The organism is Methylobacterium sp. 1A (assembly GCF_058072805.1).
This window is the reverse complement of record NZ_JBYQVE010000001.1, coordinates 473,008-496,531: the sequence shown is the minus strand read 5'-3', so window position 1 is coordinate 496,531 and position 23,524 is coordinate 473,008. Positions and strand designations below refer to the sequence as shown.

Here is a 23,524-nt window from a genome sequence, read left to right as displayed (position 1 = left end):
ATGCGCGTGTCCGACCAAACGTGGCCGCGGTCGTCGGCGTTCCCGGAACCCGGGGACACGGTTCCGTGTAGGGCGATGAGGAGTGGGAGTGCCCATGAAAGCCGAGATCCTCACTATCCGCTTCGTCCACGAGGGCTGGAGCCGCTTCGGGATCGCGCGGGTGCGCCTCGCCGACGGCGCCGTCGTCGAGCGCGAGATCGAGGACCACGGCAACTCGGTCGGGATCCTGCCCTACGACCCGGAGCGGAAGGTCGCGACGCTCGTGCGCGAGCTGCGGGTGCCGCCGCTGTTCGCGGCCGGCGAGCAGGTCCAGCTGGAGGCACCGGCGGGCCTGATCGACGCCGGCAGCCCGGAGGAGAACGCCCGCCGGGAGGCGCTGGAGGAGGTGGGCCTGCGCCTGTGGGCGCTCGAGTTCGTCGGCGCCACCTATTCCTGCGCCAGCCTGACCACCGAGAAGATCCACCTCTACCTCGCGCCCTACGGCCGGGCGGATCGCGCGGAGGCGGGCGGCGGGGCCGAGGGCGAGCACGAGAACATCCGGGTGGTCGAGATGCCGCTGGCCGAGCTCGCCGCCCGCGCCGACCGCGCCAAGATCACCGACCTGAAGACGCTGGCCCTGATCCTGGCGCTCCGCGCACGCCACCCGGAGCTGTTCGCCCCGTGAGACACCGCCGACGCGCGCTCGCCCGGGGGCTGCTGACCGCGCTAGTGCTCGTCGGCGTCGCGTGGGTGGCCTTTCACCTGCGCTGAGCCGGGCCCGGGCGGGTTTCGTCCGGCGTGTCCGGCGCGTCGAACAATCCGCGCATGTCTTGATCGCCGGCCGCCGCAGGCCCATCGTCCGGGCCGGACACGGGAGGTCACCGGATGACGCGCGCCTGCATCGTGGGCTGGGCCCACACCCCCTTCGGCAAGCTCGAGGAGCCCGATGTCGAGGGGCTGATCGCCCGGGTCTCGGGCGAGGCGCTGGCCCATGCCGGCGTCGAGGAGTCGCAGGTCGACGGCATCTACGTGGGCTCGATGAACACCGGCTTCTCGAAGCAGGGCTTCGAGGGCTCGCTGGTGGCGGTGAACCGGCCGGGCCTCGCCCACGCGCCGGCGACCCACCTGGAGAACGCCTGCGCCACCGGGTCGGCGGCGCTCTACGCGGCCCTCGACTTCGTCGACAGCGGCCGCGGCCGCGTGGCCCTGGTGATCGGCGCCGAGAAGATGACCGCCAAGACCGTCGCTGAGACCGGCGACATCCTGCTGGGCGCCTCCTACCGGAAGGAGGAGGCCGACATCGAGGGCGGCTTCGCGGGCGTGTTCGGGCGGATCGCGGCGGGCTACTTCCAGCGCTACGGCGACCGCAGCGAGGAGCTGGCCCGCATCGCCGCCAAGAACCACAGCAACGGCGTCGGCAACCCCTACGCGCAGTTGCGCAAGGACCTCGGCTTCGACTTCTGCAACCGGGTCTCGGAGAAGAACCCCTACGTGGCCGCCCCCCTGCGGCGCACGGACTGCTCGCTGATCTCGGACGGGGCGGCGGCGCTTGTGGTGGCCGATGCCGAGACCGCCGAGGGCCTGGAGCGGGCGATCGGCTTCCGCGCCCGGGCGCACGTCAATGACATCCTGCCCCTGTCCCGCCGCGACCCGGTGGAGTTCAAGGGCGCGCGAATGGCCTGGGAGAGGGCGCGGGCCCAGGCCGGGATCGCCAATGAGGACCTCTCCTTCGTGGAGACCCACGACTGCTTCACCATCGCCGAGCTGATCGAGTACGAGGCGATGGGCCTCGCCGCCCCGGGCGAGGGTTTTCGCGTGGTGCGCGAGGGACTCGCCGAGAAGGGCGGCCGGCTGCCGATCAACCCGTCCGGCGGGTTGAAGGCCAAGGGTCATCCTGTGGGGGCGACCGGCGTGTCGATGCACGTCATGGCCTGCCTCCAGCTCATGGGCGAGGCCGGTGAGATGCAGGTGCCCGGGGCGGAGCTCGCCGGGATCTTCAACATGGGCGGCGCGGCGGTCGCCAACTACGTGTCGATCTTGGAGCGGCGGCGCTGAGGCCGTCCCGGTTGCGGCCAATCCCTGCCCGCCGTGGCCGTCCTCGCGGGCAGCGCGAAGCAATCCAGCGGCCTCACGATCGTCGAGATCGCGCGGCTCTGAGTCGCTTCGCCGCGCTCGCGATGACGGACTAGAGGAGGCGATCCAGCGCCTGCTGGAGATCGGCGATGAGGTCGGCCTCGTTCTCCAGCCCGATCGACAACCGCACGGTCTCGGGCCCGACCTGCGCGGCGGCCTTCTCGTGCTCCGGCAGCTGCCGGTGCGTGGTCGAGGACGGGTGGATCGCCAGCGACTTGATCTCGCCGATGTTCACCAAGTGAGAGATCAGCTCCAGGCCGGCGATGAACCGCAGCGCCGCCGGCTCGCCGCCCTTCAGCGCGAAGGTGAAGATCGAGCCCGGCCCGTCCGGGGTGTAGCGGCGGGCGAGGTCCTCGCCGGTCTGGCCCGGCAACATCGGGTAGCTCACCCAGGCCACGGCCGGGTGATCATTCAGGAAGGCCGCCACCGCTCGCGCGTTGGCACAATGCCGCTCCATGCGCAGCGGCAGAGTCTCGATCCCCATCAGCGTCAGGAACGCGTTCATCGGCGACAGGCCGGGCCCGAGGTCCCGCAGGCCGAAGAACCGGCACGCCGCCGCGAAGGGGGTCGCCGGGAAGGCCTCGGTGAGCACCAGCCCGTCATAGTCCGGCCAGGGCTCGGTGATCAGGTTGTAGCCGCCGGCCTTCGCCCAGTCGAAGCCGCCGGCGTCGCAGATCACGCCGCCGATGGTCTGGCCGGAGCCGCTCAGGAACTTCGAGGTGGAGTGCCAGACGATGTCGGCGCCGTGCTCGATCGGCCGGATCAGGGCCGGCGAGGCGAGGGTGTTGTCGACGACGAGCGGCAGGTTGTGGCGGCGGGCCACCGCGGCGATGCCGTCGAGGTCCACCACCGACGCGCAGGGGTTCACGATCGATTCGCAGAAGATGGCCCGGCAGTCCGGGGTGATCGCCGCCTCGAAATCCTCCGGGGCCATACCGCGCGCGAAGCGCGGCTTCAGGTCGTAGCGGCCGTCGAGCCGGCGCATCAGGCCGAGCGACCCGCCGAACAGGCGCGGAGACGCGACGTAGGCGTCGCCGCTCTTCAACAGCGTCATCAGAATGAGCTGCATGGCCGACTGTCCGGAGGACACCGCCACGCCCGCCTTCGCGCCCTCGAGGTCGGCGATCCGGCGCTCCAGCGCGGCGACGGTCGGATTGGATCCGCGCGAATACGAGAAGCCGGTCCGGCGGCCCGCGAAGATGTCGGCGGCCTGCTCGGTCGAGTCGAAGACGAAGCCGTTGGTGAAGTAGATCGGCTGGACCCGGGCGCCCGTGGCGGGATCGGGCGCCGCGCCGGCGTGGATGGCCCGGGTCGCGAAGCGGTGCGGTCGGTTCTGGTCCGTCATGGCTCTCGGTCGGGTGTTCAGGGCCCGGACCGGGTGTCAGCCCGAGCGGATCCGTGCGTCAAGCCGCGCGGCGGATGAAGGCCTGCAGGGTCCGGACCAGGGTGGTCGGCTCGTAGGGCTTCGGGATGAACCGGGCGCCCTCCGGCATGTCGTTGGGACCGGGCGTGCCCATGCCCGACACCACCAGCACGGGAATCGACGGCCAGCGATGCGCGACGAGGCGCGCCAGGGCGAAGCCGTCCATCGACCCCTGCGGCATGTCGACGTCGGTCATCAGGACCCCGACGTCGTCGCGGTTCTCCAGAACCTTCAGCGCCTTGTCGGCATGCGTCGCCTCGACGACGGTGAAGCCCGCATCCGCGAGGGTGTCCGAGGCCTCCATCAGAAGGAGGCCGTCATCTTCCACGAGGAGAACGACGGGGTGGTCGGACGGGCTATCTGACATCAGACCTGCGAAGGTGCGTCTCAATTCCGAAACCCGCGCCCTATTCCTCCGGGGCTCCCCCCGTCAAGGCGCGGGATCGGATCCGTCAGGCCGCCTCCTCGCGCTTGCCGAGGCGCTTGTCTAGGTAGGTGTCGACCGTCTGTGTCAGTTCCTCGACCTTGCCGTCGAAGAAATGGTTGGCGCCCTCGACCATCTGGTGCTCGATGATGACGCCCTTCTGGGTCTTCACCTTCTCGATCACCGGCATGACCTCGCGGGCGGGCGCGACCCGGTCCTCGGAGCCGTGCACGAACAGGCCGGAGGAGGGGCAGGGAGCCAGGAAGGTGAAGTCGTAGCGGTTCGCCATGGCGGCGATGGAGATGAATCCCTCGATCTCGGGGCGGCGCATCAGGAGCTGCATCCCGATCCAAGAGCCGAAGGACACGCCGGCGATCCAGCAGGACTTCGCCTCCGGGTTGACCGACTGAACCCAGTCGAGGGCGGCCGCAGCGTCCGACAGCTCGCCCGAGCCGTGGTCGAACGAGCCCTGGCTGCGTCCGACTCCGCGGAAATTGAAGCGCAGGGCCGCGAAACCGCGATTGGCGAATGTGTAAAACAGGTTGTACACGATCTGATTGTTCATCGTGCCCCCGAACTGGGGGTGCGGGTGCAGGATGATGGCGATCGGCGCGCCGCGCTTCTTGGGGGCTTGGTAACGGCCTTCCAGGCGGCCGGCCGGGCCGGTGAAGATCACTTCGGGCATCGCTCGTCTCTCGCTCCGGAGATCGCCCGCCGGGCTATCGGCCCGGCGGCGCAGCAGCCTTGACTCGTCGCGCGCGCACCATAAAAGCAGTCTTAGAACAGTTCTAGGCGATTAGAACTGTTCTAAACAACCCGTCCGATGCACCGCGTTGGCTGCCACGCCGACCGTGCCGGGTCGGCGGGATCTCATTGTCTCGGCGCGCCTTAGCACGGCGAGCCGGCGCGCGGGCAAGGAATTGTGACGCGCCGCAGCAGAGGGCTTAACGGAACGCGGATGAGCCGGGCACGCGCCTATCTCGACTACAACGCCACCGCGCCGGTCCGCCCGGACGTCGCGGAGGCGGTCGCGCGCGCGCTCACGCTCCCCGGGAACCCGTCCTCGATCCACGCGGAGGGGCGGGCGGCCCGGGCCGCCCTCGAAGCGGCCCGCACCCAGGTGGCGGCGCTCGTGAACGCCCAGCCCGAGCAGGTCGTCTTCACCAGCGGCGGAACCGAGGCGGCAAACGCGGTCCTGTCGGGCGCCCTCCGTCGCGGCGGCGCGGCGGCCCCGAGGCGGCTGCTCCACTCCGCCACGGAGCATCCCTGCGTCGCGGCCGGTCACCGGTTCCCGGACGCGGCCGTCGAGGAAGTCCCGGTCACCGCCGAGGGCGTGGTCGATCTCGCCGCCCTGGAGGCGCGCCTGGGTGCTCTCGCCGACGAGACCCTGCTCCTCTCGGTCCACGCCGCCAACAACGAGACCGGCGCGGTGCAGCCGCTGGCCGAGATCGTCGGCCTGGCGCGGGCGCACGGCCGGACCCTGGTTCACAGCGACGCCGTGCAGGCCGTCGGCAAGATCCCCCTCGACATGGCGGCGCTCGGCCTCGACGCGCTGACCCTCTCGGGCCACAAGTTCGCGGCGCCCAAGGGGGTCGGCGCGCTGGTCCTGGCCGAGGGCGTCAGCCTGGAGAGCGCCTTCCTGCGCGGGGGCGGCCAGGAGCGGCGGCTGCGCTGCGGCACCGAGTGCCTGCCGGCCATCGTCGGCATGGGTGAGGCTGCCCGGATCGCCCGCGCGGCGCTCGACGCGGAGGCCGCGCGCCTCTCCGCGCTCCGGGACCGGGTCGAGGCCGGCGTGCGCACCATGGCGCCGGACGCGGTGGTGTTCGCCGCCGGGGCGCCGCGCCTGCCCAACACCCTGAGTTTCTCGGTCCCGGGGCTCGACGCGCCCTCGGCCCTGATCGCCCTCGACCTCGCCGGCGTGGCGGTGTCGTCGGGCTCGGCCTGCTCGTCGGGCAAGGTCGCGCGCTCGGCGACGCTCGCCGCGATGGGCGTCGGTTCCGACCTCGCCGGGGGGGCGCTGCGCGTCAGCCTCGGCTGGAACACGGTGGACGAGGAGGTGGCATGCTTCCTCGACGCCTTCGAACGGGTCTTGGAGACCCTATATAGACGGCGAGGCCAGGCGGCCTGAGCGCCGCCCCCCCGCTTTCCGACAGACGCTTCCCGGTCCTTGACGCCGGAGATGCCTAGGAGACGCTGATGCCTGCTGTGCAGGAAACCATTGATCGGGTCCGCTCGATCGACCTCGACCAGTACAAGTACGGGTTCGAGACCACGATCGAGATGGAGAAGTCCGAGAAGGGCATCTCCGAGGACGTCGTCCGCTTCATCTCGGCCAAGAAGAACGAGCCCGCGTGGCTGCTGGAGTGGCGCCTCGACGCCTACCGGCGCTGGCTGACCATGAAGGAGCCGGAGTGGGCCCGCGTCTCCTACGACAAGGTCGACTATAACGACATCTACTACTACGCCGCCCCGAAGCGGCAGGGCCCGGAATCGCTCGATGAGATCGATCCCGAGATCCTGAAGACCTACGAGAAGCTCGGCATCCCGCTGCGCGAGGTCGAGGTGCTGGAAGGCATCGCGCCGGAGCGCCGCGTCGCGGTCGACGCCGTGTTCGACTCGGTCTCGGTGGCCACCACCTTCAAGAAGGAGCTGTCGAAGGCCGGCGTGATCTTCATGCCGATCTCCGAGGCCGTGCAGGAATATCCCGAGCTGGTGCAGAAGTACCTCGGCTCGGTCGTGCCGGTGACCGACAACTTCTTCGCGACGCTGAACTCCGCCGTCTTCTCCGACGGGTCGTTCGTCTACATCCCGCCGGGCGTCCGCTGCCCGATGGAGCTGTCGACCTACTTCCGCATCAACGAGCGCGACACCGGCCAGTTCGAGCGCACGCTGATCATCGCCGACAAGGGCTCCTACGTCTCGTATCTCGAGGGCTGCACCGCCCCGAAGCGCGACGACAACCAGCTCCACGCCGCGGTGGTCGAACTCGTCGCCCTGGACGATGCCGAGATCAAGTACTCGACCGTTCAGAACTGGTACCCGGGCGACAACGAGGGCAAGGGTGGCATCTACAACTTCGTGACGAAGCGCGGCGACTGCCGCGGCGCCCGCTCGAAGATCTCGTGGACGCAGGTCGAGACCGGCTCGGCGATCACCTGGAAGTACCCGTCCTGCATCCTGCGCGGCGACGATTCCCGCGGCGAGTTCTACTCGATCGCGGTGTCGAACGGCATGCAGCAGGTCGATTCCGGCACCAAGATGATCCATCTCGGCAAGAACACGACGAGCCGGATCATCTCGAAGGGCATCTCGGCCGGCCGGTCGCAGAACACCTACCGGGGCCTCGTCTCGGCGCACCGGAAGGCCAAAGGCGCGCGCAACTTCACGAACTGCGACTCCCTGCTGATCGGCGACCAGTGCGGCGCGCACACCGTGCCCTACATCGAGTCGAAGAACGCCTCGGCCGTCTTCGAGCACGAGGCGACGACCTCGAAGATTTCCGAGGAGCAGAAGTTCTACTGCCAGCAGCGCGGCCTCTCCGAGGAGGAGGCGACCGCGCTCATCGTCAACGGCTTCGTGCGGGACGTGCTGCAGCAGCTGCCGATGGAGTTCGCCGTCGAAGCCCAGAAGCTGATCTCGATCAGCCTGGAAGGCTCGGTGGGCTGACCACCTGGGCGGATACGACGACGACGTGCTGCGCGCGGCCCATCGGCACAGCGCGCGGCACGCCGACGAGGTCCGGAGCAGCGTCCTGTGCGGGTGCTTCTTCTACCTCGAGGTTTTCGCGCCGGACGAGATCGCGGGCTGGATCGCCGATGAGGGCACCGCCCTCTGTCCCCGGTGCGGCATCGACGCGGTGATCGGCGACCTCTCCGGCTACCCGGCCGGGAGCGCCGCGTTCCTGCGGGCGATGCGGGACGAATGGTTTTGAAGGACTTGGACTGACATGCTGGAAATCAAGAACCTCGTCGTGCAGATCGAGGACAACCGCATCCTGAACGGCCTCAACCTGACCGTGAACGACGGCGAGGTCGCGGCGATCATGGGCCCGAACGGCTCGGGCAAGTCGACCCTCTCCTACGTCATCGCCGGCAAGGAGGATTACGAGGTTCTCGACGGCGAGATCCTGCTCGACGGGCAGAACGTTCTGGAGATGGCCGCCGACGAGCGCGCCGCGGCCGGCATCTTCCTGGCGTTCCAGTACCCGCTGGAGATCCCCGGCGTCGGCACCATGACCTTCCTCAAGGCCTGCCTGAACGCGCAGCGCAAGGCGCGCGGCGAGGCCGAGCTGTCGACCCCGGACTTCATCCGCGCGGTGAACGGCGCGGCCGACAAGCTCGAGATCAACAAGGAGATGCTCAAGCGCGCCCTCAACGTCGGCTTCTCCGGCGGCGAGAAGAAGCGCATGGAGATCCTCCAGATGGCGCTGCTGCAGCCGAAGTTCTGCGTGCTCGATGAGACCGATTCCGGCCTCGACATCGACGCCCTGCGGATCGTCTCCGAGGGCGTGAACGCGCTCCGCGACCAGGGCCGCTCGTTCCTGGTGATCACCCACTACCAGCGCCTGCTCAACCACATCGTGCCCGACACCGTGCACGTCATGTCGAAGGGTCAGATCGTGAAGACCGGCGGCAAGGAGCTCGCCCTCGAGCTCGAGGCCTCCGGCTACGCCGAGTACCGCACCGGGGAGGCGGCCTGAGCCATGGCCGACGTCACGAACCTCCGCTCCCCCGCCGAGGCCGGCCTGTCGAAGCTGTTCGAGTCGGCCCGCCAGAGCTTCGCCAGCGAGAAGGCGATCGCCCGCGAGGAGGCCTTCCGCTTCTTCGAGGCGACCGGCCTGCCGAGCCGGCGGGTCGAGGCCTTCAAGTACACGGACCTGCGCGCCGCCATCACGGAGGCCGCGCCCCCGGCCGAGGCGCCGAGCCTCGACGCCGCCCGGGCGGCCGTCGCGGGGGCGAAGGGCTTCTCCGGCATCGAGGCCGCGCGCCTGACCTTCGTGAACGGCCATCTCGTCCGCGAGCTGTCGGATCTCGACCGGATCCCCGAGGGGGTCACGGTCGTCCCGATGTCCGAGGCGCTGACGAAGGCGCATGTCGACCTGAAGCAGCTCGCGCCGGTGGCGCAGGCCCGGGAGAACCCGGTCTACCAGCTCAACACCGCCTTCCTGGCGGACGGCGCGCTGATCACGGTGGCGCCCGGTGCGAAGCCGGCGCGGCCGCTGCACCTGCGCTTCGTGGGCGCCGGGAACACGCCGTTCTCGACGGCGACCCGCGTGCTCGTCCAGATCGGCGAGGGCGCGGAGTTCGGCCTCCTGGAGAGCCACGAGGGTCCGGACGGGCTCACCTGCCAGCCGAACGACGCCCTCGACGTGGTGGTCGGCCCCAAGGCCGCCTTCCGGCACACCCGCCTGAACAAGCAGGGCGACGCCGCCATCGCGCTCTCGACCCTGTCGCTCAAGGTCGAGGCCGAGGGTCAGGTCGAGACCGTGAACCTCGTGACCGGAGCGGTCCTGTCGCGCCACCAGATCTTCGTCCACGTCGCGGGCGACGACACCAACGTCGTGGTCAACGGCGCCGCCATGCTGCGCAAGGGTCAGCTCGCCGACTCGACGCTGCTCGCCGATCACGCCGCTGTCGGCGGCGTCGGCCGCGAGCAGTTCAAGTGGATCATCGACGGCGACGCCACCGGCGTGTTCCAGGGCAAGATCATCGTCCGTCAGGCCGCCCAGCAGACCGACGGCAAGATGAAGTCCGACTGCCTCCTCCTCACCGACGAGGGGCAGATGATGAACAAGCCGGAGCTGGAGATCTTCGCCGACGACGTCGCCTGCGGCCACGGGGCCACCTGCGGTGCGCCGGACGAGGACCTGCTGTTCTACCTGATGGCCCGCGGCCTGCCGCGCGCGACCGCCGAGAGCCTGCTCGTCCAGGCCTTCGTGGGCGAGGCCGTCGAGGCGGTCACGCACGAGGGCGCCCGCGCGGCGCTCATCGGCGAGATCGAGGCCTGGCTCCAGGCGCGCGGCTGATCGGACCCGGCCGGTCCGCTCCGCGGACCGGCCCTTCTCGATGCCTGATCCCATCCCGAGGCCACCGCGGCAGCGGGCCCTACAGGCGGGATCCGGGGATCGCAACGCTAGCTGGAGGCCTCCTTCGAGGCCTCCGCTTCGCTCCGGCACCTCAGGATGAGGGCTGTTCCCGGGATCGGCGAAGTCTTCGGAAGGTCGCGACCATGAACGCACCCGTCCTCACCCCCACCTACGACGTCGAGGCGATCCGGAAGGATTTCCCGATCCTGGGCCAGCAGGTCTACGGCAAGCCGCTCGTCTACCTCGACAACGCCGCCTCGGCGCAGAAGCCCCGGCAGGTGATCGACGCGATGGTCTCCTGCATGGAGACCGGCTACGCCAACGTCCATCGCGGCCTGCACTACATGGCCAACGCCGCCACCGAGGGCTTCGAGGGCGCGCGCGAGACCACGCGCCAGTTCCTCAACGCCGCCTCGACGGACGAGATCATCTTCACCCGCAACGCCACCGAGGCCTACAACCTCGTGGCCTCGTCGATGGGCTGGGCCGGCCTGATCGGGGAGGGGGACGAGATCATCCTCTCGATCATGGAGCACCACTCCAACATCGTGCCCTGGCACTTCCTGCGCGAGCGCCGGGGCGCCGTGATCAAGTGGGCCCCGGTGGACGACCAGGGCAATTTCCTGGTCGAGGAATACGAGAAGCTGTTCTCGCCGCGGACCAAGATGGTGGCGATCACCCACATGTCGAACGTGCTCGGCACGGTGACGCCCGCCGCCGAGATCGTGCGCATCGCCCATGCCCACGGCGTGCCGGTCCTGCTCGACGGGGCCCAGAGCGCGGTGCACCAGCCCGTCGACGTGCGGGCGCTCGATTGCGACTTCTTCGTCTTCACCGGCCACAAGGTCTACGGCCCGACCGGGATCGGCGTGCTCTACGGCAAGAAGGAATGGCTGGAGCGCCTGCCGCCCTACCAGGGCGGCGGCGAGATGATCCGGACGGTCAGCGAGGACGCGATCACCTACAACGATCCGCCCCACCGGTTCGAGGCCGGCACCCCGGCCATCATCGAGGCGGTCGGTCTCGGCGCCGCGCTCGAGTACATGATGAATCTCGGGCGCGACGCGATCGCCGCCCACGAGGCGAAGCTCACGGCCTACGCGCAGGAGCGCCTCGGCGCGATGAATTCCCTGCGCCTCATCGGCACCGCACCGGGCAAGGGCGGCGTGATCGCCTTCGAGATGAAGGGCGCGCACGCCCACGACATCGCCACGGTGATCGACCGGCAGGGCGTGGCGGTGCGGGCCGGGACCCACTGCGCGATGCCGCTGCTCAACCGCTTCGGCGTCACCTCGAGCTGCCGCGCCTCGTTCGGGCTTTACAACACGACCGCCGAGATCGATGCCCTTGCCGAGGCGCTCGGCAGAGCAGAAATGCTGTTCACCTGATACTGGGATGAGGCTGGTCCCGCCCGCGCGGGCCCGGGGAGAGTGAAGCGATGAGCACCGACGCCACCATCACGGGCGGCAAGAACGCCCCCGACGTCGCCGGCGACTCGACGATCCCGCAGGCGGAACTGGACCGCCTGACCGACGACATCGTCGCGGCGCTGAAGACGGTCTACGATCCCGAGATTCCGGCCGACATCTACGAGCTCGGCCTGATCTACAAGGTCGATATCGGCGACGATCGCGTCGTCGCGATCGACATGACCCTCACGGCGCCCGGCTGCCCGGTCGCGGGCGAGATGCCCGGCTGGGTCGAGAACGCGGTGTCCGCCGTGCCGGGGGTCCAGTCCTGCGCGGTGACCATGGTCTTCGACCCGCCGTGGGACCAGAGCCGCATGTCCGACGAGGCCCGCGTCGCCCTCGACATGTGGTAGCGCCCCCGCGGAGCGTCACGGCTTCCCGAAGGGACTCCCGGGCGCGACGCGCGGACCCTGCGCGGCGCCCGATTATCGCTGCACGGGAAAGGCTCGCACCGCGCCCCGGTCGCGGGCGGCGAGTGTCGACGCCGGCGCGATCTGCGGACTTCTACGCAGCCGTTAAGGCCCCGCTAACCATGACCCCGCAGATCGGTGGCGGCCGCCGCGAGGGCGGCCTCTCCTCGATACAGTTGGTGGAAGCGGATGGCTGCGGGCTACGTGGTCGCGGCGTTCTTGGAGGCGGCCGGGCTGGCCGGCCTCGTGATCGCCGTGCTCAAGATGCGGACGGAGCGGCGGGCGCGGGCCGCGGACTTGCGGAGCTTCCTTCGCTCCGGACAGATCCCGATTGTCGAGATAGGGGGGATGCGCCGTCCCGCGGACGCTGCCGCGCGGCTGATCGCCGTCCCGTACACGACCGGCCGGGGCGGTGCTCCGGAGGCTCGGCCGTCGGCCGCCCGCGCGGCGCTCGGACGCGCCTTCACGTCCGGCGGCGCGGCGCCGCGCGCCGGGTTGATTGGCGCGATCAGCGCAGGATGACGTCGAGGCCGCTGCCGAGCAGGACCACGGCGCTGAGCGTCAGCATGAACTTCAGGTCTTCGAGACGGGCGCTCATGATCGATCCTCGATGTTCGGCTGGTTGGCCGCCGTTCCGATGACCGATGATCACCAGATTAACGAATTTTTCGCGAGTCCTTTCAGGATCCGTTAGGGATTTACCGACGGTTTCCGTTCGCTAACGTTACCGATGTGTTAAGGCCTCTTCCGGAGCCGTCGGCTCATTCTGGTCCGGCGGGGCGGCACGATCTGCGCCGGCCGGAGCTCACGAAGGTTCGAGCCATGTCTCCACGTCCGCGCACAACCTTCGGGCGGGCCGTCGACTGGATGTTTCGCGACAGGACCACCGGCGCGATCACCGTGGCGCAGTGGCCGAACCTGCCGCTCTGGCTCTTCGCGGGCCTGAGCCTCGCGGCCTGGCTGGCTCGGGACAGGGGAGAGCTGGCCCCCTGGCTGCCGGCCTCCGCTCTGTCCTTCGGGGCCGACATCGCGCTGACATGGTGGGCGATTGACGAGCTCCTGCGCGGCGTGAATCCCTGGCGCCGGATCCTCGGTGCGGCGACGCTTGTCGGTCTGGCCGCGCTGATCACGCTTCGGCGAGCGGCCTAGCGCCGGAACCATGCTACCGGCAATTGTATTTCTGGATGTTGATTCGGAACGGAGGCTGAACCGACTTCGCCGATTACAGATGAGCGGCACAAGATCTCGGTCCGGGGTGGCTGTCCGCGCGTTCTGGACAGTGCGGCCCTGCCAAGCTGATACCATAACGGTAGGTTGCACCCGCCGAGAAAGTGTGGATGGTCGTGCCGCGCGCCGCGTGAGCAGCGTCTGTGGGCATCCCGTGCATCCGAGCTCGGCCGAAGGACTGGTTTCGAAGAGATCATGACGGACGCGGGCGGATTCGATCTCGACGGCACGGCGAACTCCGCTCACGAGCGGGAAGTGCTGCTTCGCCAGATCGCCCACGCGCTGAACGTCCCGGTCTCGATCTTCCGCGGGCCGCCGGGGTCCCCGGCAGCCGGCGGCCCGAGCGCCGCGGAATGCGCCGCCCTGCTGACCGCGTTCTCGCGCATCGAGGATCCGGAACTCCGCAAGGAGTGCCTCGCGCTGGCGGAGCGCCTCGGCCGCCGGTGAGCGGCGGGCGCCCTCGCGGTGCGGTGGCGCACACGGGCTCGGTCAGCGCCGGTCATTCACCATGCTATAGGGGCGCCCGCCGCCGGAGGCGTCCCGCTCGGCCGGCCCCTCGCGTGTCCGGCGCCTGAGCATAGCTGCCGGACCCGTGCACGCTCCCGCTCGCACCAGGCTCTGATGCCGATCATCTCCATCTCGAAGCTGTCGAAGACCTACACGTCCGGCTTCACAGCCCTGCGTGACATCGACCTCGCCATTGAGCGCGGCGAGATCTTCGCGCTGCTCGGTCCGAACGGAGCGGGCAAATCCACGCTCATCAACATCGTCTGCGGGATCGTCACCGCGAGTGCGGGGACCGTCCTGGTCGACGGCCACGATATCGCGGCGGATTACCGTGCCGCGCGCCGGGCCATCGGGCTCGTCCCGCAGGAACTCACCACCGACGCCTTCGAGACGGTGCTGAACACCGTGAGCTTCTCCCGCGGCCTGTTCGGGCTGCGGCCGGATCCCGGGCATATCGAGCGGATCCTCCGGGCGCTGTCCCTCTGGGACAAGCGCGACAGCCGGCTGATGACCCTGTCGGGCGGCATGAAGCGGCGGGTGCTCATCGCCAAGGCGCTGTCGCACGAGCCCCGGGTGCTGTTCCTCGACGAGCCCACGGCGGGCGTCGACGTGGAGCTGCGCCAGGACATGTGGCGCCTCGTGCGCGACCTGCGCCAGCAGGGCGTCACCGTCATCCTCACCACCCACTACATCGAGGAGGCCGAGGAGATGGCCGACCGCATCGGCGTGATCCGCCGGGGCGAGATCATCCTCGTGGAGGAGAAGGCCGCGCTGATGCGCAAGCTCGGGCGCAAGCAGCTGACGCTCCACCTCCAGCAGCCGATCGCCGCGGTACCGCCGGAACTCGCCGATTACGGCCTGGCGCTCGGCGGGGAGGGGACCGAGCTGGTCTACACCTACGACACCCGCGCCGAGCGCACCGGCATCACCGGGCTCCTGACCGGCCTCGCGGCGGCGGGCATCCGCTTCAACGACCTCCACACCGAGCAGAGCTCGCTGGAGGACATCTTCGTCGGCCTCGTGCGCGAGGAGAGGGCACAGCCATGAGCGCGGCGTTCAGCATGAACTGGCCGGCGATCCGGGCCATCTACCTGTTCGAGATGGGACGCTTCTGGCGCACCGCCGGGCAGAGCATCCTGGCCCCGGTCATCTCGACGACCCTGTACTTCGTGGTGTTCGGCGCGGCGATCGGCTCCCGGGTCTCGGCGGTCGACGACGTGCCCTACGGGCTGTTCATCGTGCCCGGCCTGATCATGCTCTCGCTGCTGACGCAGAGCATCTCCAACGCCTCGTTCGGCATCTACTTCCCGCGCTTCGCCGGCACGATCTACGAGATCCTGTCGGCGCCGATCTCGCCGCTGGAGGTGGTGCTGGGCTTCGTCGGCGCCGCGGCCTCGAAGTCGATCCTGATCGGGCTGATCATCCTGGCCACCTCGGCCCTGTTCGTGCCGCTGCGGATCGACCACCCGCTCTGGATGATCGGGTTCCTGCTGCTCACCGCGGTGACGTTCAGCCTGTTCGGCTTCGTCATCGGCCTGTGGGCGGACGGGTTCGAGAAGCTGCAGCTGGTCCCGCTCCTCGTCGTGACCCCGCTGACCTTCCTGGGCGGCAGCTTCTACGCGATCAGCATGCTGCCGCCGTTCTGGCACGCGGTGAGCCTGCTGAACCCGGTCGTGTACCTGATCAGTGGGTTCCGCTGGGCGTTCTTCGGCAAGGCGGACGTGAACATCGCGGTCAGCCTCGGCATGACCGCGCTGTTCCTGGTGATCTGCCTCGGCCTCGTGACCTACATCTTCCGCACGGGCTACCGGCTGAAGAGCTGAGGCCTCAGGGCTGCGCGGCCAGGAAGGCCAGCACCCCGTCCCGGTGCGGCTTGGCGCCGACCGCCGTGGAGTGGTCCTTGCCCTCGATCTCGAGCGCCCGGGCGTCCGGGATCAGGGCGGCGAGGGCCGGCCCCGAGCCCGCGACCGTGTCGAGGGTCCCGACCGAGACCAGGACCGGCACCTCGATCTGCGCGAGCTCGCCCCGGCTGAGCGTCTGGCGCGAGCCGCGCATGCAGGCGGCGAGCGCCCGCAGGTCGCTCCGGGTCTGCTCGGCGAACATCCGGAAGGCCGCCGCCGTGGGGTTGGGCGCGGGCGTCCCGGCGGGCGCCTCCAGGGCCTCGGCGATGCCGGAGGGCAGGCCCTTGCCCTCGATCAGGTGCATCCCGAGGCCGCCGATCAGGGCCGAGCGCACCCGGTCCGCGTGGTCGAGCGCGAGATGCGCGGTGATCCGCCCGCCCATCGAGTAGCCCATGACGTGGGCGCGCCCGATCCCGAGATGGTCGAGGAGCCGGACCGCGTCGCCGGCCATGGCCTCGGAGCTGTAGGCGGCCGGATCGTAGAGCTTCTCGCTCTCGCCGTGGCCGCGGTTGTCCAGCGCGATCGCGCGGTAGCCGGCCTGGGTCAGGGCCTTCACCCACTGGGTGTTGACCCAGTTGACCGCGTGGTTCGACGCGAATCCGTGGATCAGCAGGATCGGCTTGCCCGGACCGTCCGCCGGCGGGACGTCGATATAGGCGATCCGCACGCCGTCGGAATTGAAGGTCTCCATGCCACGCAACCTGTGTTCATCAAGCTCGGCCACGGCTTAGACCACCCGGGCGCGCGGGAGCAACGCGGATCGATCCGCTTGCGGGTCGGAGCGCCGGCTGGCAAACCGCCCCGGTCATGACGGACACGCAGCCCTACGGCACCTACGAACCGTCCGGCCTCGTGGCGGCGATCACCCGCCGCACGAACCGGATCCCGGCCGAGTCCTGGTACGGGCGGCGCCTCGCGCTGTTCCTGCGCCGGATCGCGATCGCGCGCCTCGGGGGCAGGCCCCTCGACGTGACCCGCTACGGCGCGCGGATGCGGCTGCACCCGTACAACAACAACTGCGAGAAGAAGGTGCTCTTCACCCCGCAGTTCTTCGACCCGGAGGAGCGGGCGCTGCTGCAGGAGCGCCTGCCGCGGGACTGCGTGTTCCTCGACATCGGCGCCAATGTCGGCGCCTACGCCCTCTGCGTGGCCGCGTTCTCGGGGCCGGGGGCGCGGATCGTCGCCGTCGAGCCGCAGCCGGACGTGTTCGACCGCCTGACCTACAACATCGCCCAGAACCCGTTCCACACCGTCAAGGCGGTCGCCTGCGCGGTGGCCGACAAGGCCGGCGAGCTGACCCTGTTCATCGATCCGCGCAACCGCGGCGAGTCGAGCCTGCGCATCGTCGGCACCAACGAGGGCGCGCGGATCACCGTGCCGGCGGTGACGCTCCTCGACCTGCTGCGCAGCGAGGGCCTCGACCGCGTCGACGCCATCAAGCTCGACGTCGAGGGAGCCGAGGACCTGATCCTCGAGCCGTTCCTCCGCGAGGCGCCGGACGCGCTCCTGCCGCGGATCCTGCTGGTCGAGAACGGCACCGGCCAGTGGCAGCTCGACCTGCTGCGGCATCTGGGGCGCTACGGCTACCGCGAGATCGCGCGCTCGCGTCTCAACCTGATGTTCGAGCGCGGCGCCGTCAGGCCGGCGTGATCACCGGGATCTCCTCGGCGATGGCGACGCCCTCCGGCGCGACGGCGCAGCGATAGGCGCGGACCGCCACGCCCGCCGCGCGCGCTTCGCGGAACGCCCGGTCGAAGGCGGGATCGATGTCCCGGGCGACGTCGAAGGCCTCGGCCCGCATCTGCACGACGATGACCACCAGCGCGCGACCGCCCTCGGCCACGACCTGCGCCAGGTCGCGCATGTGCCGGGCGCTGCGGGCCGCCTTGCAGTCCGGGAACTCGGCCAGGCCCGCCCGCCGCATCAGGTGGCAGTTCTTGACCTCGACGTGGCATGGCCCCGTAGCCGCGCCGCTCGCGAGGAAGTCGACCCGGCTGGCCGCGGCGTAGCGCACCTCGGGCCTCAGCGCGTCGTGGCCGTCGAGCGCCGCGATCGCGCCGGCCCGGAAGGCCTCGGCCACGAGCGCGTTCGGCCGCATCGTGTTGATGCCGACCCACTGCGCCCCGCCGGGGAGGTCGGCCTCCACCAGTTCCCAGGTGAGCGGCAGCTTGCGCGCGGGGTTGCTCGAGCGCGACAGCAGCACGCGCGCGCCCGGCGTATTGAGCCCGAGCATGGCTCCGGGATTGGGGCAGTGAACGGTGACGCGGCCGTCATCGGTGTCGATATCGGCGAGGAAGCGCTTGTAGCGCTGCACGAGCCGTCCCGGCACCAGCGACGCGGCGAACTGCATGGGATCCTCGGGGTTCACGTAGTCGCGGGCCGCGGTCGCGCTATCTGCCTGCAGGACCCGCCCGACGCCAGAGTTCCATGAGCCAGCCTTCCGAATCCGTCACCGCCGCGATCCTCGTCATCGGCGACGAGATCCTCTCGGGTCGCACCAAGGACAAGAACATCGGCACCATCGCCGACTTCCTCACCGCCGCCGGGATCGACCTGCGCGAGGTGCGGATCGTGCCCGACGAGGCGGCCATGATCGTCGAGGCGGTCAACGCCCTGCGCGCCCGCTACACCTACCTGTTCACCACCGGCGGGATCGGCCCGACCCACGACGACATCACCGCCGACTGCGTGGCCGAGGCCTTCGGGGTCGGCATCGACGTCGACGAGCGCGCCCGGGCGATGCTGCTGGAGCGGCACAAACCCGAGGATCTCAACGAGGCCCGCCTGCGCATGGCGCGGATCCCGTTCGGGGCCGACCTGATCGCCAATCCCGTCTCGAAGGCGCCGGGCTTCCGCATCGGCAACGTCCACGTGATGGCCGGCGTGCCCAGCATCATGCAGGCCATGCTGGACTCGATCGCCCCGACGCTGACGGGCGGCGCCGCGATGCTGTCCGAGACGATCGAGGCGGCCGGCCTCCCGGAGGGCAGCTACGCGGGCGGCCTCGGCGAGATCGCGAGGGCGCGGCAAGCCGTCTCCATCGGCTCGTACCCGGCGATCACGCCGGAGGGCTTCCGCAACCGGATCGTCGTGCGCAGCCGGGACCCGGAGGCCCTCGCCGAGGCGCGCGGCGCCGTCGAGGCCCTGCTGGCGCGGCTCTCGGCCTGACTCGTCCCGTCCGATCGATCGTGTTGCGTAGCGGAGCTGTCGGATGGTGCGGGATAGGGACAAGCGGGCCGACCCCGAGACGCGCCGGGACGAGCTGCTGAAGGAAGTCTCCGAGATCGGCCGGCCCGACGCCTACGTCCTGCACGAGGTCATCCGGCTCGAGGGCGACGAGGAGCTGCGGCGCCACGGCCTCGCGCTGTTCCTCTCGGCCTTCGCGGCCGGGCTCAGCATCGCCCTGTCGCTGATCGTGCCGGGCGTCCTGCGGAGCCACCTGCCGGAAACCGACTGGGCCAAGATCGTCGGCTCGATGGGCTACGCGGTCGGGTTCCTGGTCGTCGTCCTGGGGCGCCAGCAGCTCTTCACCGAGAACACCATCACGCCGATCCTGCCGCTCCTGCACGACCGCTCCGTGAAGACGGCGCTCCGCGTCGTCAGGCTCTGGACGATTGTGCTGTCGGGCAACATCCTGGGCACGCTCGCGATCGCGACGGTGCTGGCCTATTCGGGCGCCTTCGAGCCGCCGGTCCTCAGGGCCTTCGCGGAGATCAGCCACGACGCCATCGCGCACGGGTTCTGGGCGACCTTCGTCAAGGCCGTCTTCGCCGGATGGATGATCGCCCTGATGGTCTGGTTCCTGCCGGCCACCGCCAGCGCGGCGCCGTTCGTGATCCTCCTGATGACGTGGCTGGTCGCGCTCTGCAGCCTCGCCCACATCGTGGCCGGCTCCGTCGAGGCCTTCTACCTCGTGGTCACGGGCGCCGCGTCGCTGCACGATTACGCGGTGAAGTTCTTCCTGCCGACGCTGCTCGGCAACACGTTCGGCGGCGTGGCGCTGGTGGCGGTGCTGAACTACGGGCAGGTCGCCCCCGAGGTCGAGGAGACCAAGGCGGTCGAGGGCGAGCGTCCGGACTGAGACCGAGGACTTGGACCGAGGACTCGGGCCGCCGGCGGCACCGCGCGCCGCCCGCGACGCCGGATCCGCGCCGGCCGCCTCAGTCGAGCCGCACCGGCGGGCTGATCAGGTGGTCGAGATCGTCGAGGACCCACGTCATCGTCCCGCGCAGCGGCCCGTAGAGCCCGATCTGGTGCTGCCGGTAGAGGAGGTCGTGCGTCAGCCGCGCCGAGAGCCCGTTCAGGCGCCCGCCGCCGAACGTGTAGCGGCCGAGCGTGCCCCAGCCGTTGAAATCCGCGAGCGAGACGATCGCGCCCTTCTCGGCATAGTGGAACGGAGGCAGGTCCGCGTCGGGCGCATCCCCGCGGGCCAGCGCGCGGCCGAGATGGCGCGCGAGATGCTGCGCCTGCTGGCGTGCGGCCTGCGCCGTTGCCGGAACGGGGTGGCCGGTCCGGGAGTCGGTGAGGCTGGCGCAGTCGCCGAGGGCGATGATGGCCGGATCCCGGGTCGTGCGCAGGTCCGGGCGGACGACGAGTTGCCCGGCCCGCGAGCGCTCCAGGCCGTCGAGGCCGGCGAGCACGTCCGGCGCCTTGACGCCGGCGGCCCAGACCTTCAGCCCGGCCGGGATGCGGCGGCCGTCCTTCAGGATGAACCCGTCCGCGTCCGCGGCCGTCACCGTCGCGCCGGTCCGGACCTCCACGTCGAGATCCGACAGGGTTCGGGCGGCGGCGCGCGACACCTTCTCGGGGAAGGCCGGCAACAGGCGCGGCCCGCTCTCGATCAGCGTCAGGCGCAGGCGCCCCGGCAGGTCGGGCGAGCCGTAGGCCGCGAAGAGGTTGATGGCGTGCTTGAGCTCGGCGGCCAGCTCGACGCCGGTCGCACCGCCGCCCACGATGGCGATCTCCAGCAGGCCGCCGCCGTCGAGCCGGGCCAGGAGATGGCACCGCAGCTGTTCGTGGAAGTGCTCGGCCTCGGTCAGGTCGTCGATGGTCAGGCAATGCTCGGCCACGCCCGGCGTGCCGAAATCGTTGGCGCGGCTGCCGATGGCGAGCACCAGCAGGTCGTAGGCGCGCTCCACTTCCGGAACCCCCTCCGCGGCCTCGACCGCGAGCCGGACGCGCCTGGCCGCCCGGTCGATGCCCACGAGGGCGCCGGGCTGGAAGCGGAAGCCGTTGCGGCGCGCCTGGGCGAAGAGATCCACCTTCTGCCGGTCGGCCCGGGCCGTACCCGCCGCGAAGGTGTGCAGCATCGGCTTCCAGACGTGCGAGAGGCTGCGATCGGCGAGGGTGACGTCGGCCCGGCCGCCGCGTCCGAGGCTGGTCGCCACTTCGATCCCGGCGACGCCGCCGCCGACGATCACGATCCGTGGTCTCTCCGCCATGACGTCTCCGCATCCTCACGGGTCGGGAACGCCGGTCACGGCCTCGATGTTCGCCGCGGCGCGCGCCGATTCCGCCCGGCGTCGGAAGCGCGTCCTGCGCGGCCCGTCCCCCGATCCCGCGCCGGGCGGGATCGCGTCGGCCGACAGGGGCCGTCGACCATGAAAAAAGCCGCCCGGAGGCGGCTTTCGTGAACGTCGCGCTGCTGCCTCCGGATCAGGAGCGCATGCGGGTCCGCACCTCGCCGAGGCTCGCGCGGATCAGGTTCTGGGCGGCGTCACCCTGCATCCGCTCGCGCAGGATCGTCTCCGAGACCTTCACGGCGGCCTCCGCGGCGGCGGCGCGGACCTGAGCCTCGGCCTGGGCTTCCGCCTGGGCGATCTTCGTCTCGGCGGCCTTGGTGCGGCGGGCCAGGAAATCGTCCAGCTTGCGGTGGCCTTCCTCGGCGGCGCGCTGGGCCTCCTCGCGGGCACCGGCGACGATCGACTCGGCCTCCTTCTCGGCCTCGGCGCGGCGGCGCTTGTAGTCGGCCAGCACGGCGGCGGCCTCCTCGCGCAGGCGCTTGGCCTCGTCGAGCTCGTGGCGGACGCGGTTGGCGCGCCCGTCCAGGCCCTTGAGCATCGTCGAGAAGGCGCCGGCCTTCCAGGCGATGCCCATGAAGATGACGAACGCGACGGCGACCCAGAATTCGGCTTCGAGCAGCATCGTGGGATCCCGTCAGTGTGCGGTGGCGTCGAGGGCGCGGTCGAGGCTCGTCCGGTCCGGGGCCTGCCCGGTCAGACGCTCGACGATGGCCGACGCGGCCTCACCCGCGATCGAGCGGACGTTGCCCATGGCGGCCTCGGTCCGCGTGCGGATCGTCGCCTCGGAGGCGGAGAGCTTGGCGTTCAGCTCGTCCTCCAGCGCCTTGCGCTTGGTCTCGGCCTCAGCGGCCAGTTCGTTCCGGGTGGTCTGCGCGATGTCGCGCGCCTTGCCCTGGGCGTCCCGGAGGGCGGTCTCGAAGGCCACGCCGGCGGCATCCGCCTCGGCCTTCATCGCCTGCGCCTGGTCCAGGTCGGCACGCAGGCGCTCGGCGCGGGCGTGCAGGATCGACTGGATCCGCGGCAGCGCGATCTTGTCCATCAGGTAGTAGAGGAGGCCGAAGGCCAGGGCGAGCCAGATCAGCTGCGCCAGGAAGCCCGAGGTCTCGAAGGGCGGGAAGGCGCCGGAATGCGCTTCCGTATGCTCGACATGGCCCGGCACGACCTGCGTGTCGGCGCCCGGGGGCGGCGTGGTGAGGGGATTGGGCTGCGCCATGAGACCGCTACACTGACACCGTTCGCTGAGGCCACCGCCGGCGCGGTGACGGACGAAGGCGGACGCCCCGTTGCGGGAGCGTCCACCCGTTCATCGGGCCGGGGCCCGGGAGGAGACCGCGGGGACCGCGGCCTCTGGCGCCGATCAGACGGCGAAGAGCAGCAGCAGCGCGATCAGCAGCGAGAAGATGCCGAGCGCCTCGGTGAGGGCGAAGCCCAGGAGCAGGGTGGCGCGCTGGCCGTCGGCCGCGGACGGGTTGCGAAGGGCGCCGGCGAGGAACTGACCGAACAGGTTGCCGAGGCCGATGCCCGCACCCGCCATGCCGAGGCAGGCGAGGCCGGCGCCGATGTACTTCGCAGCGACGGGATCCATGGTAACTCCTGAGGTCTCTTCAGATCGAAACGTGCGGTGACGTTTGCGGCGGGTGGAGCCGGCCGATCAGTGGCCGGGGTGAAGGGCGTCGTTGAGGTAGATCGCCGTCAGCGTCGCGAAGACGTAGGCCTGAAGCGCCGCAACGAGGAACTCGAGAGCGGTCAGCGCGATCGTCAGGAACAGCGGGAGCGGCGATAGCACGCTCCAGGCGCCCGCGAGAAGGAGCTGGACCACGAAGAACGCGAAGATCTTCATCGCGATGTGGCCGGCCAGCATGTTGGCGAACAGACGGACCGACAGGCTGATCGGGCGCGAGATGAACGAGATCACCTCGATCGGGACCAGGATCGCGAGGAGCGGCTTCGGCACGCCCGACGGCACGAACAGGCCGAAGAAGTGGGTGCCGTGCTTCATCACGCCGAAGATCACCACGGTGGAGATCACCAGCGCGGCGAGGCCGAAGGTGATGATCAGGTGGCTGGTCACCGCGAAGGCGTAGGGGATCATGCCGAACAGGTTCAGGACGAGCACGAACATGAACAGCGAGAACACGAGCGGCATGAACCGCTTGCCGCCGTCGCCCGTCGCCTGGTGCACGGTGTCGGCGATGAATTCGTAGAAGATCTCGGCCAGCGACTGCATGCGGCCCGGAACGACCGAGCGGGACGCGGTCGCCACGATGGTGATGAGCGCGATCACGCCGACGGCGGCGAACATGTAGAGGGCCGACTGCGTGAACGCGAGCTGCTGGTGGCCGATATGGCCCAGCGACACGAGCGGCTTCAGCTCGAACTGATGGATCGGGTCGATCGTGACCGCCATTCCCGCTTCCGCCCTTCTTGTCCGGCGCGCCGACGGG

Annotated in this window: 27 protein-coding genes; 17 read left to right on the top strand and 10 right to left on the bottom strand. The window is 70.2% G+C overall.

Annotated features, from left to right (window positions below; translation table 11 throughout):
• The first annotated feature begins 94 nt into the window (after positions 1-94).
• Complete coding sequence (locus ACX9MN_RS02390) at positions 95-664, top strand: NUDIX domain-containing protein (RefSeq protein WP_100252159.1); 570 nt, start codon at positions 95-97, stop codon at positions 662-664.
• 200 nt (positions 665-864) lie between these two features.
• On the top strand, positions 865-2,034 hold the full coding sequence (locus ACX9MN_RS02385; protein WP_091679956.1) for an acetyl-CoA acetyltransferase: 1,170 nt from the start codon (positions 865-867) through the stop codon (positions 2,032-2,034).
• 130 nt (positions 2,035-2,164) lie between these two features.
• Here the strand turns inward: ACX9MN_RS02385 and ACX9MN_RS02380 are convergent, their stop codons facing one another.
• The 3 genes from ACX9MN_RS02380 to ACX9MN_RS02370 all read right to left on the bottom strand — a co-directional run bounded on the left by ACX9MN_RS02380 (position 2,165) and on the right by ACX9MN_RS02370 (position 4,644).
• Positions 2,165-3,457, bottom strand: coding sequence for an O-acetylhomoserine aminocarboxypropyltransferase/cysteine synthase family protein (locus tag ACX9MN_RS02380; protein WP_100252158.1), 1,293 nt, complete (start codon positions 3,455-3,457; stop codon positions 2,165-2,167).
• Between the two features lie 58 nt (positions 3,458-3,515).
• Positions 3,516-3,902, bottom strand: coding sequence for a response regulator (locus ACX9MN_RS02375; protein WP_026604970.1), 387 nt, complete (start codon positions 3,900-3,902; stop codon positions 3,516-3,518).
• An 85-nt stretch (positions 3,903-3,987) separates the two neighbouring features.
• The gene (locus tag ACX9MN_RS02370) at positions 3,988-4,644 is read right to left on the bottom strand and encodes an alpha/beta hydrolase (protein WP_010686946.1); all 657 of its coding nucleotides are present in this window, start codon (positions 4,642-4,644) and stop codon (positions 3,988-3,990) included.
• 273 nt (positions 4,645-4,917) lie between these two features.
• Between ACX9MN_RS02370 and ACX9MN_RS02365 the strand changes: the two genes are divergently transcribed.
• The 12 genes from ACX9MN_RS02365 to ACX9MN_RS02310 all read left to right on the top strand — a co-directional run bounded on the left by ACX9MN_RS02365 (position 4,918) and on the right by ACX9MN_RS02310 (position 15,480).
• Entirely contained in the window at positions 4,918-6,087 is a 1,170-nt protein-coding gene (locus tag ACX9MN_RS02365) for a cysteine desulfurase family protein (protein WP_020093415.1), read from the top strand.
• Positions 6,088-6,155: 68 nt separating this feature from the next.
• Positions 6,156-7,625 (top strand): Fe-S cluster assembly protein SufB, encoded by a 1,470-nt coding sequence (sufB, locus tag ACX9MN_RS02360; RefSeq protein ID WP_331297408.1) that lies wholly within the window; start codon positions 6,156-6,158, stop codon positions 7,623-7,625.
• 25 nt (positions 7,626-7,650) lie between these two features.
• Positions 7,651-7,890 (top strand): cytoplasmic protein, encoded by a 240-nt coding sequence (locus tag ACX9MN_RS02355; RefSeq protein ID WP_100252156.1) that lies wholly within the window; start codon positions 7,651-7,653, stop codon positions 7,888-7,890.
• 15 nt (positions 7,891-7,905) lie between these two features.
• The gene (gene sufC / locus ACX9MN_RS02350) at positions 7,906-8,658 is read left to right on the top strand and encodes a Fe-S cluster assembly ATPase SufC (protein WP_020093412.1); all 753 of its coding nucleotides are present in this window, start codon (positions 7,906-7,908) and stop codon (positions 8,656-8,658) included.
• Positions 8,659-8,661: 3 nt separating this feature from the next.
• Positions 8,662-9,984 (top strand): SufB/SufD family protein, encoded by a 1,323-nt coding sequence (locus tag ACX9MN_RS02345; RefSeq protein ID WP_100252155.1) that lies wholly within the window; start codon positions 8,662-8,664, stop codon positions 9,982-9,984.
• A gap of 203 nt (positions 9,985-10,187) precedes the next feature.
• Entirely contained in the window at positions 10,188-11,432 is a 1,245-nt protein-coding gene (locus ACX9MN_RS02340) for a cysteine desulfurase (RefSeq protein ID WP_489723638.1), read from the top strand.
• A 50-nt stretch (positions 11,433-11,482) separates the two neighbouring features.
• A complete protein-coding gene (locus ACX9MN_RS02335; protein ID WP_020093409.1) occupies positions 11,483-11,866 on the top strand; it encodes an SUF system Fe-S cluster assembly protein in 384 nt (127 codons plus the stop codon).
• Positions 11,867-12,127: 261 nt separating this feature from the next.
• The gene (locus tag ACX9MN_RS02330; protein ID WP_447680647.1) at positions 12,128-12,445 is read left to right on the top strand and encodes a hypothetical protein; all 318 of its coding nucleotides are present in this window, start codon (positions 12,128-12,130) and stop codon (positions 12,443-12,445) included.
• A gap of 300 nt (positions 12,446-12,745) precedes the next feature.
• Positions 12,746-13,072 carry a hypothetical protein gene (locus ACX9MN_RS02325; RefSeq protein ID WP_100252152.1) on the top strand — a complete coding sequence of 109 codons (327 nt, stop codon included), beginning with the start codon at positions 12,746-12,748 and terminating at the stop codon, positions 13,070-13,072.
• Between the two features lie 273 nt (positions 13,073-13,345).
• Positions 13,346-13,597: a hypothetical protein gene (locus ACX9MN_RS02320; protein ID WP_056525243.1), complete on the top strand. Its 252-nt coding sequence runs from the start codon at positions 13,346-13,348 to the stop codon at positions 13,595-13,597.
• 171 nt (positions 13,598-13,768) lie between these two features.
• On the top strand, positions 13,769-14,704 hold the full coding sequence (locus ACX9MN_RS02315; protein WP_042673784.1) for an ABC transporter ATP-binding protein: 936 nt from the start codon (positions 13,769-13,771) through the stop codon (positions 14,702-14,704).
• Positions 14,705-14,718: 14 nt separating this feature from the next.
• Positions 14,719-15,480: an ABC transporter permease gene (locus tag ACX9MN_RS02310; RefSeq protein WP_042673785.1), complete on the top strand. Its 762-nt coding sequence runs from the start codon at positions 14,719-14,721 to the stop codon at positions 15,478-15,480.
• A gap of 4 nt (positions 15,481-15,484) precedes the next feature.
• On the opposite strand, the gene ACX9MN_RS02305 is transcribed toward ACX9MN_RS02310, so the two are convergent.
• Positions 15,485-16,249, bottom strand: a complete 765-nt coding sequence (locus ACX9MN_RS02305) for an alpha/beta fold hydrolase (RefSeq protein ID WP_091679936.1) — start codon at positions 16,247-16,249, stop codon at positions 15,485-15,487.
• A gap of 116 nt (positions 16,250-16,365) precedes the next feature.
• Here ACX9MN_RS02305 and ACX9MN_RS02300 point away from each other — a divergent pair, with 116 nt between their 5' ends.
• On the top strand, positions 16,366-17,208 hold the full coding sequence (locus ACX9MN_RS02300) for an FkbM family methyltransferase (RefSeq protein ID WP_100252151.1): 843 nt from the start codon (positions 16,366-16,368) through the stop codon (positions 17,206-17,208).
• On the opposite strand, the gene sfsA is transcribed toward ACX9MN_RS02300, so the two are convergent.
• On the bottom strand, positions 17,195-17,908 hold the full coding sequence (gene sfsA / locus ACX9MN_RS02295; protein ID WP_091924979.1) for a DNA/RNA nuclease SfsA: 714 nt from the start codon (positions 17,906-17,908) through the stop codon (positions 17,195-17,197). The two genes, ACX9MN_RS02300 and sfsA, sit on opposite strands and share 14 nt — an antisense overlap.
• Positions 17,909-17,985: 77 nt before the next feature.
• Between sfsA and ACX9MN_RS02290 the strand changes: the two genes are divergently transcribed.
• The gene (locus ACX9MN_RS02290) at positions 17,986-18,726 is read left to right on the top strand and encodes a competence/damage-inducible protein A (protein ID WP_020093399.1); all 741 of its coding nucleotides are present in this window, start codon (positions 17,986-17,988) and stop codon (positions 18,724-18,726) included.
• Between the two features lie 43 nt (positions 18,727-18,769).
• Complete coding sequence (locus ACX9MN_RS02285) at positions 18,770-19,639, top strand: formate/nitrite transporter family protein (protein WP_091976981.1); 870 nt, start codon at positions 18,770-18,772, stop codon at positions 19,637-19,639.
• A 79-nt stretch (positions 19,640-19,718) separates the two neighbouring features.
• Here the strand turns inward: ACX9MN_RS02285 and ACX9MN_RS02280 are convergent, their stop codons facing one another.
• The 5 genes from ACX9MN_RS02280 to ACX9MN_RS02260 all read right to left on the bottom strand — a co-directional run bounded on the left by ACX9MN_RS02280 (position 19,719) and on the right by ACX9MN_RS02260 (position 23,487).
• Positions 19,719-20,999 carry an NAD(P)/FAD-dependent oxidoreductase gene (locus tag ACX9MN_RS02280; protein WP_091976979.1) on the bottom strand — a complete coding sequence of 427 codons (1,281 nt, stop codon included), beginning with the start codon at positions 20,997-20,999 and terminating at the stop codon, positions 19,719-19,721.
• Between the two features lie 214 nt (positions 21,000-21,213).
• Entirely contained in the window at positions 21,214-21,699 is a 486-nt protein-coding gene (locus tag ACX9MN_RS02275) for a F0F1 ATP synthase subunit B family protein (RefSeq protein WP_170855147.1), read from the bottom strand.
• 15 nt (positions 21,700-21,714) lie between these two features.
• Positions 21,715-22,293: a F0F1 ATP synthase subunit B family protein gene (locus tag ACX9MN_RS02270; RefSeq protein WP_020093395.1), complete on the bottom strand. Its 579-nt coding sequence runs from the start codon at positions 22,291-22,293 to the stop codon at positions 21,715-21,717.
• Positions 22,294-22,437: 144 nt separating this feature from the next.
• Positions 22,438-22,665 carry a F0F1 ATP synthase subunit C gene (locus ACX9MN_RS02265; RefSeq protein ID WP_007566773.1) on the bottom strand — a complete coding sequence of 76 codons (228 nt, stop codon included), beginning with the start codon at positions 22,663-22,665 and terminating at the stop codon, positions 22,438-22,440.
• Between the two features lie 66 nt (positions 22,666-22,731).
• A complete protein-coding gene (locus ACX9MN_RS02260; RefSeq protein ID WP_020093394.1) occupies positions 22,732-23,487 on the bottom strand; it encodes a F0F1 ATP synthase subunit A in 756 nt (251 codons plus the stop codon).
• Positions 23,488-23,524 lie beyond the last annotated feature (37 nt).

What these genes read in the sequence shown, in the direction of transcription:
- ACX9MN_RS02390 (WP_100252159.1), top strand. Translation starts at nt 95, where the DNA reads ATGAAAGCCGAGATCCTCACTATCCGCTTCGTCCACGAGGGCTGGAGC.
- ACX9MN_RS02385 (WP_091679956.1), top strand. Translation starts at nt 865, where the DNA reads ATGACGCGCGCCTGCATCGTGGGCTGGGCCCACACCCCCTTCGGCAAG.
- ACX9MN_RS02380 (WP_100252158.1), bottom strand. Translation starts at nt 3,457, where the DNA reads ATGACGGACCAGAACCGACCGCACCGCTTCGCGACCCGGGCCATCCAC.
- ACX9MN_RS02375 (WP_026604970.1), bottom strand. Translation starts at nt 3,902, where the DNA reads ATGTCAGATAGCCCGTCCGACCACCCCGTCGTTCTCCTCGTGGAAGAT.
- ACX9MN_RS02370 (WP_010686946.1), bottom strand. Translation starts at nt 4,644, where the DNA reads ATGCCCGAAGTGATCTTCACCGGCCCGGCCGGCCGCCTGGAAGGCCGT.
- ACX9MN_RS02365 (WP_020093415.1), top strand. Translation starts at nt 4,918, where the DNA reads ATGAGCCGGGCACGCGCCTATCTCGACTACAACGCCACCGCGCCGGTC.
- sufB (WP_331297408.1), top strand. Translation starts at nt 6,156, where the DNA reads ATGCCTGCTGTGCAGGAAACCATTGATCGGGTCCGCTCGATCGACCTC.
- sufC (WP_020093412.1), top strand. Translation starts at nt 7,906, where the DNA reads ATGCTGGAAATCAAGAACCTCGTCGTGCAGATCGAGGACAACCGCATC.
- ACX9MN_RS02345 (WP_100252155.1), top strand. Translation starts at nt 8,662, where the DNA reads ATGGCCGACGTCACGAACCTCCGCTCCCCCGCCGAGGCCGGCCTGTCG.
- ACX9MN_RS02340 (WP_489723638.1), top strand. Translation starts at nt 10,188, where the DNA reads ATGAACGCACCCGTCCTCACCCCCACCTACGACGTCGAGGCGATCCGG.
- ACX9MN_RS02335 (WP_020093409.1), top strand. Translation starts at nt 11,483, where the DNA reads ATGAGCACCGACGCCACCATCACGGGCGGCAAGAACGCCCCCGACGTC.
- ACX9MN_RS02325 (WP_100252152.1), top strand. Translation starts at nt 12,746, where the DNA reads ATGTCTCCACGTCCGCGCACAACCTTCGGGCGGGCCGTCGACTGGATG.
- ACX9MN_RS02320 (WP_056525243.1), top strand. Translation starts at nt 13,346, where the DNA reads ATGACGGACGCGGGCGGATTCGATCTCGACGGCACGGCGAACTCCGCT.
- ACX9MN_RS02310 (WP_042673785.1), top strand. Translation starts at nt 14,719, where the DNA reads ATGAACTGGCCGGCGATCCGGGCCATCTACCTGTTCGAGATGGGACGC.
- ACX9MN_RS02305 (WP_091679936.1), bottom strand. Translation starts at nt 16,249, where the DNA reads ATGGAGACCTTCAATTCCGACGGCGTGCGGATCGCCTATATCGACGTC.
- ACX9MN_RS02300 (WP_100252151.1), top strand. Translation starts at nt 16,366, where the DNA reads ATGACGGACACGCAGCCCTACGGCACCTACGAACCGTCCGGCCTCGTG.
- sfsA (WP_091924979.1), bottom strand. Translation starts at nt 17,908, where the DNA reads ATGCAGTTCGCCGCGTCGCTGGTGCCGGGACGGCTCGTGCAGCGCTAC.
- ACX9MN_RS02290 (WP_020093399.1), top strand. Translation starts at nt 17,986, where the DNA reads ATGAGCCAGCCTTCCGAATCCGTCACCGCCGCGATCCTCGTCATCGGC.
- ACX9MN_RS02285 (WP_091976981.1), top strand. Translation starts at nt 18,770, where the DNA reads ATGGTGCGGGATAGGGACAAGCGGGCCGACCCCGAGACGCGCCGGGAC.
- ACX9MN_RS02280 (WP_091976979.1), bottom strand. Translation starts at nt 20,999, where the DNA reads ATGGCGGAGAGACCACGGATCGTGATCGTCGGCGGCGGCGTCGCCGGG.
- ACX9MN_RS02270 (WP_020093395.1), bottom strand. Translation starts at nt 22,293, where the DNA reads ATGGCGCAGCCCAATCCCCTCACCACGCCGCCCCCGGGCGCCGACACG.
- ACX9MN_RS02265 (WP_007566773.1), bottom strand. Translation starts at nt 22,665, where the DNA reads ATGGATCCCGTCGCTGCGAAGTACATCGGCGCCGGCCTCGCCTGCCTC.
- ACX9MN_RS02260 (WP_020093394.1), bottom strand. Translation starts at nt 23,487, where the DNA reads ATGGCGGTCACGATCGACCCGATCCATCAGTTCGAGCTGAAGCCGCTC.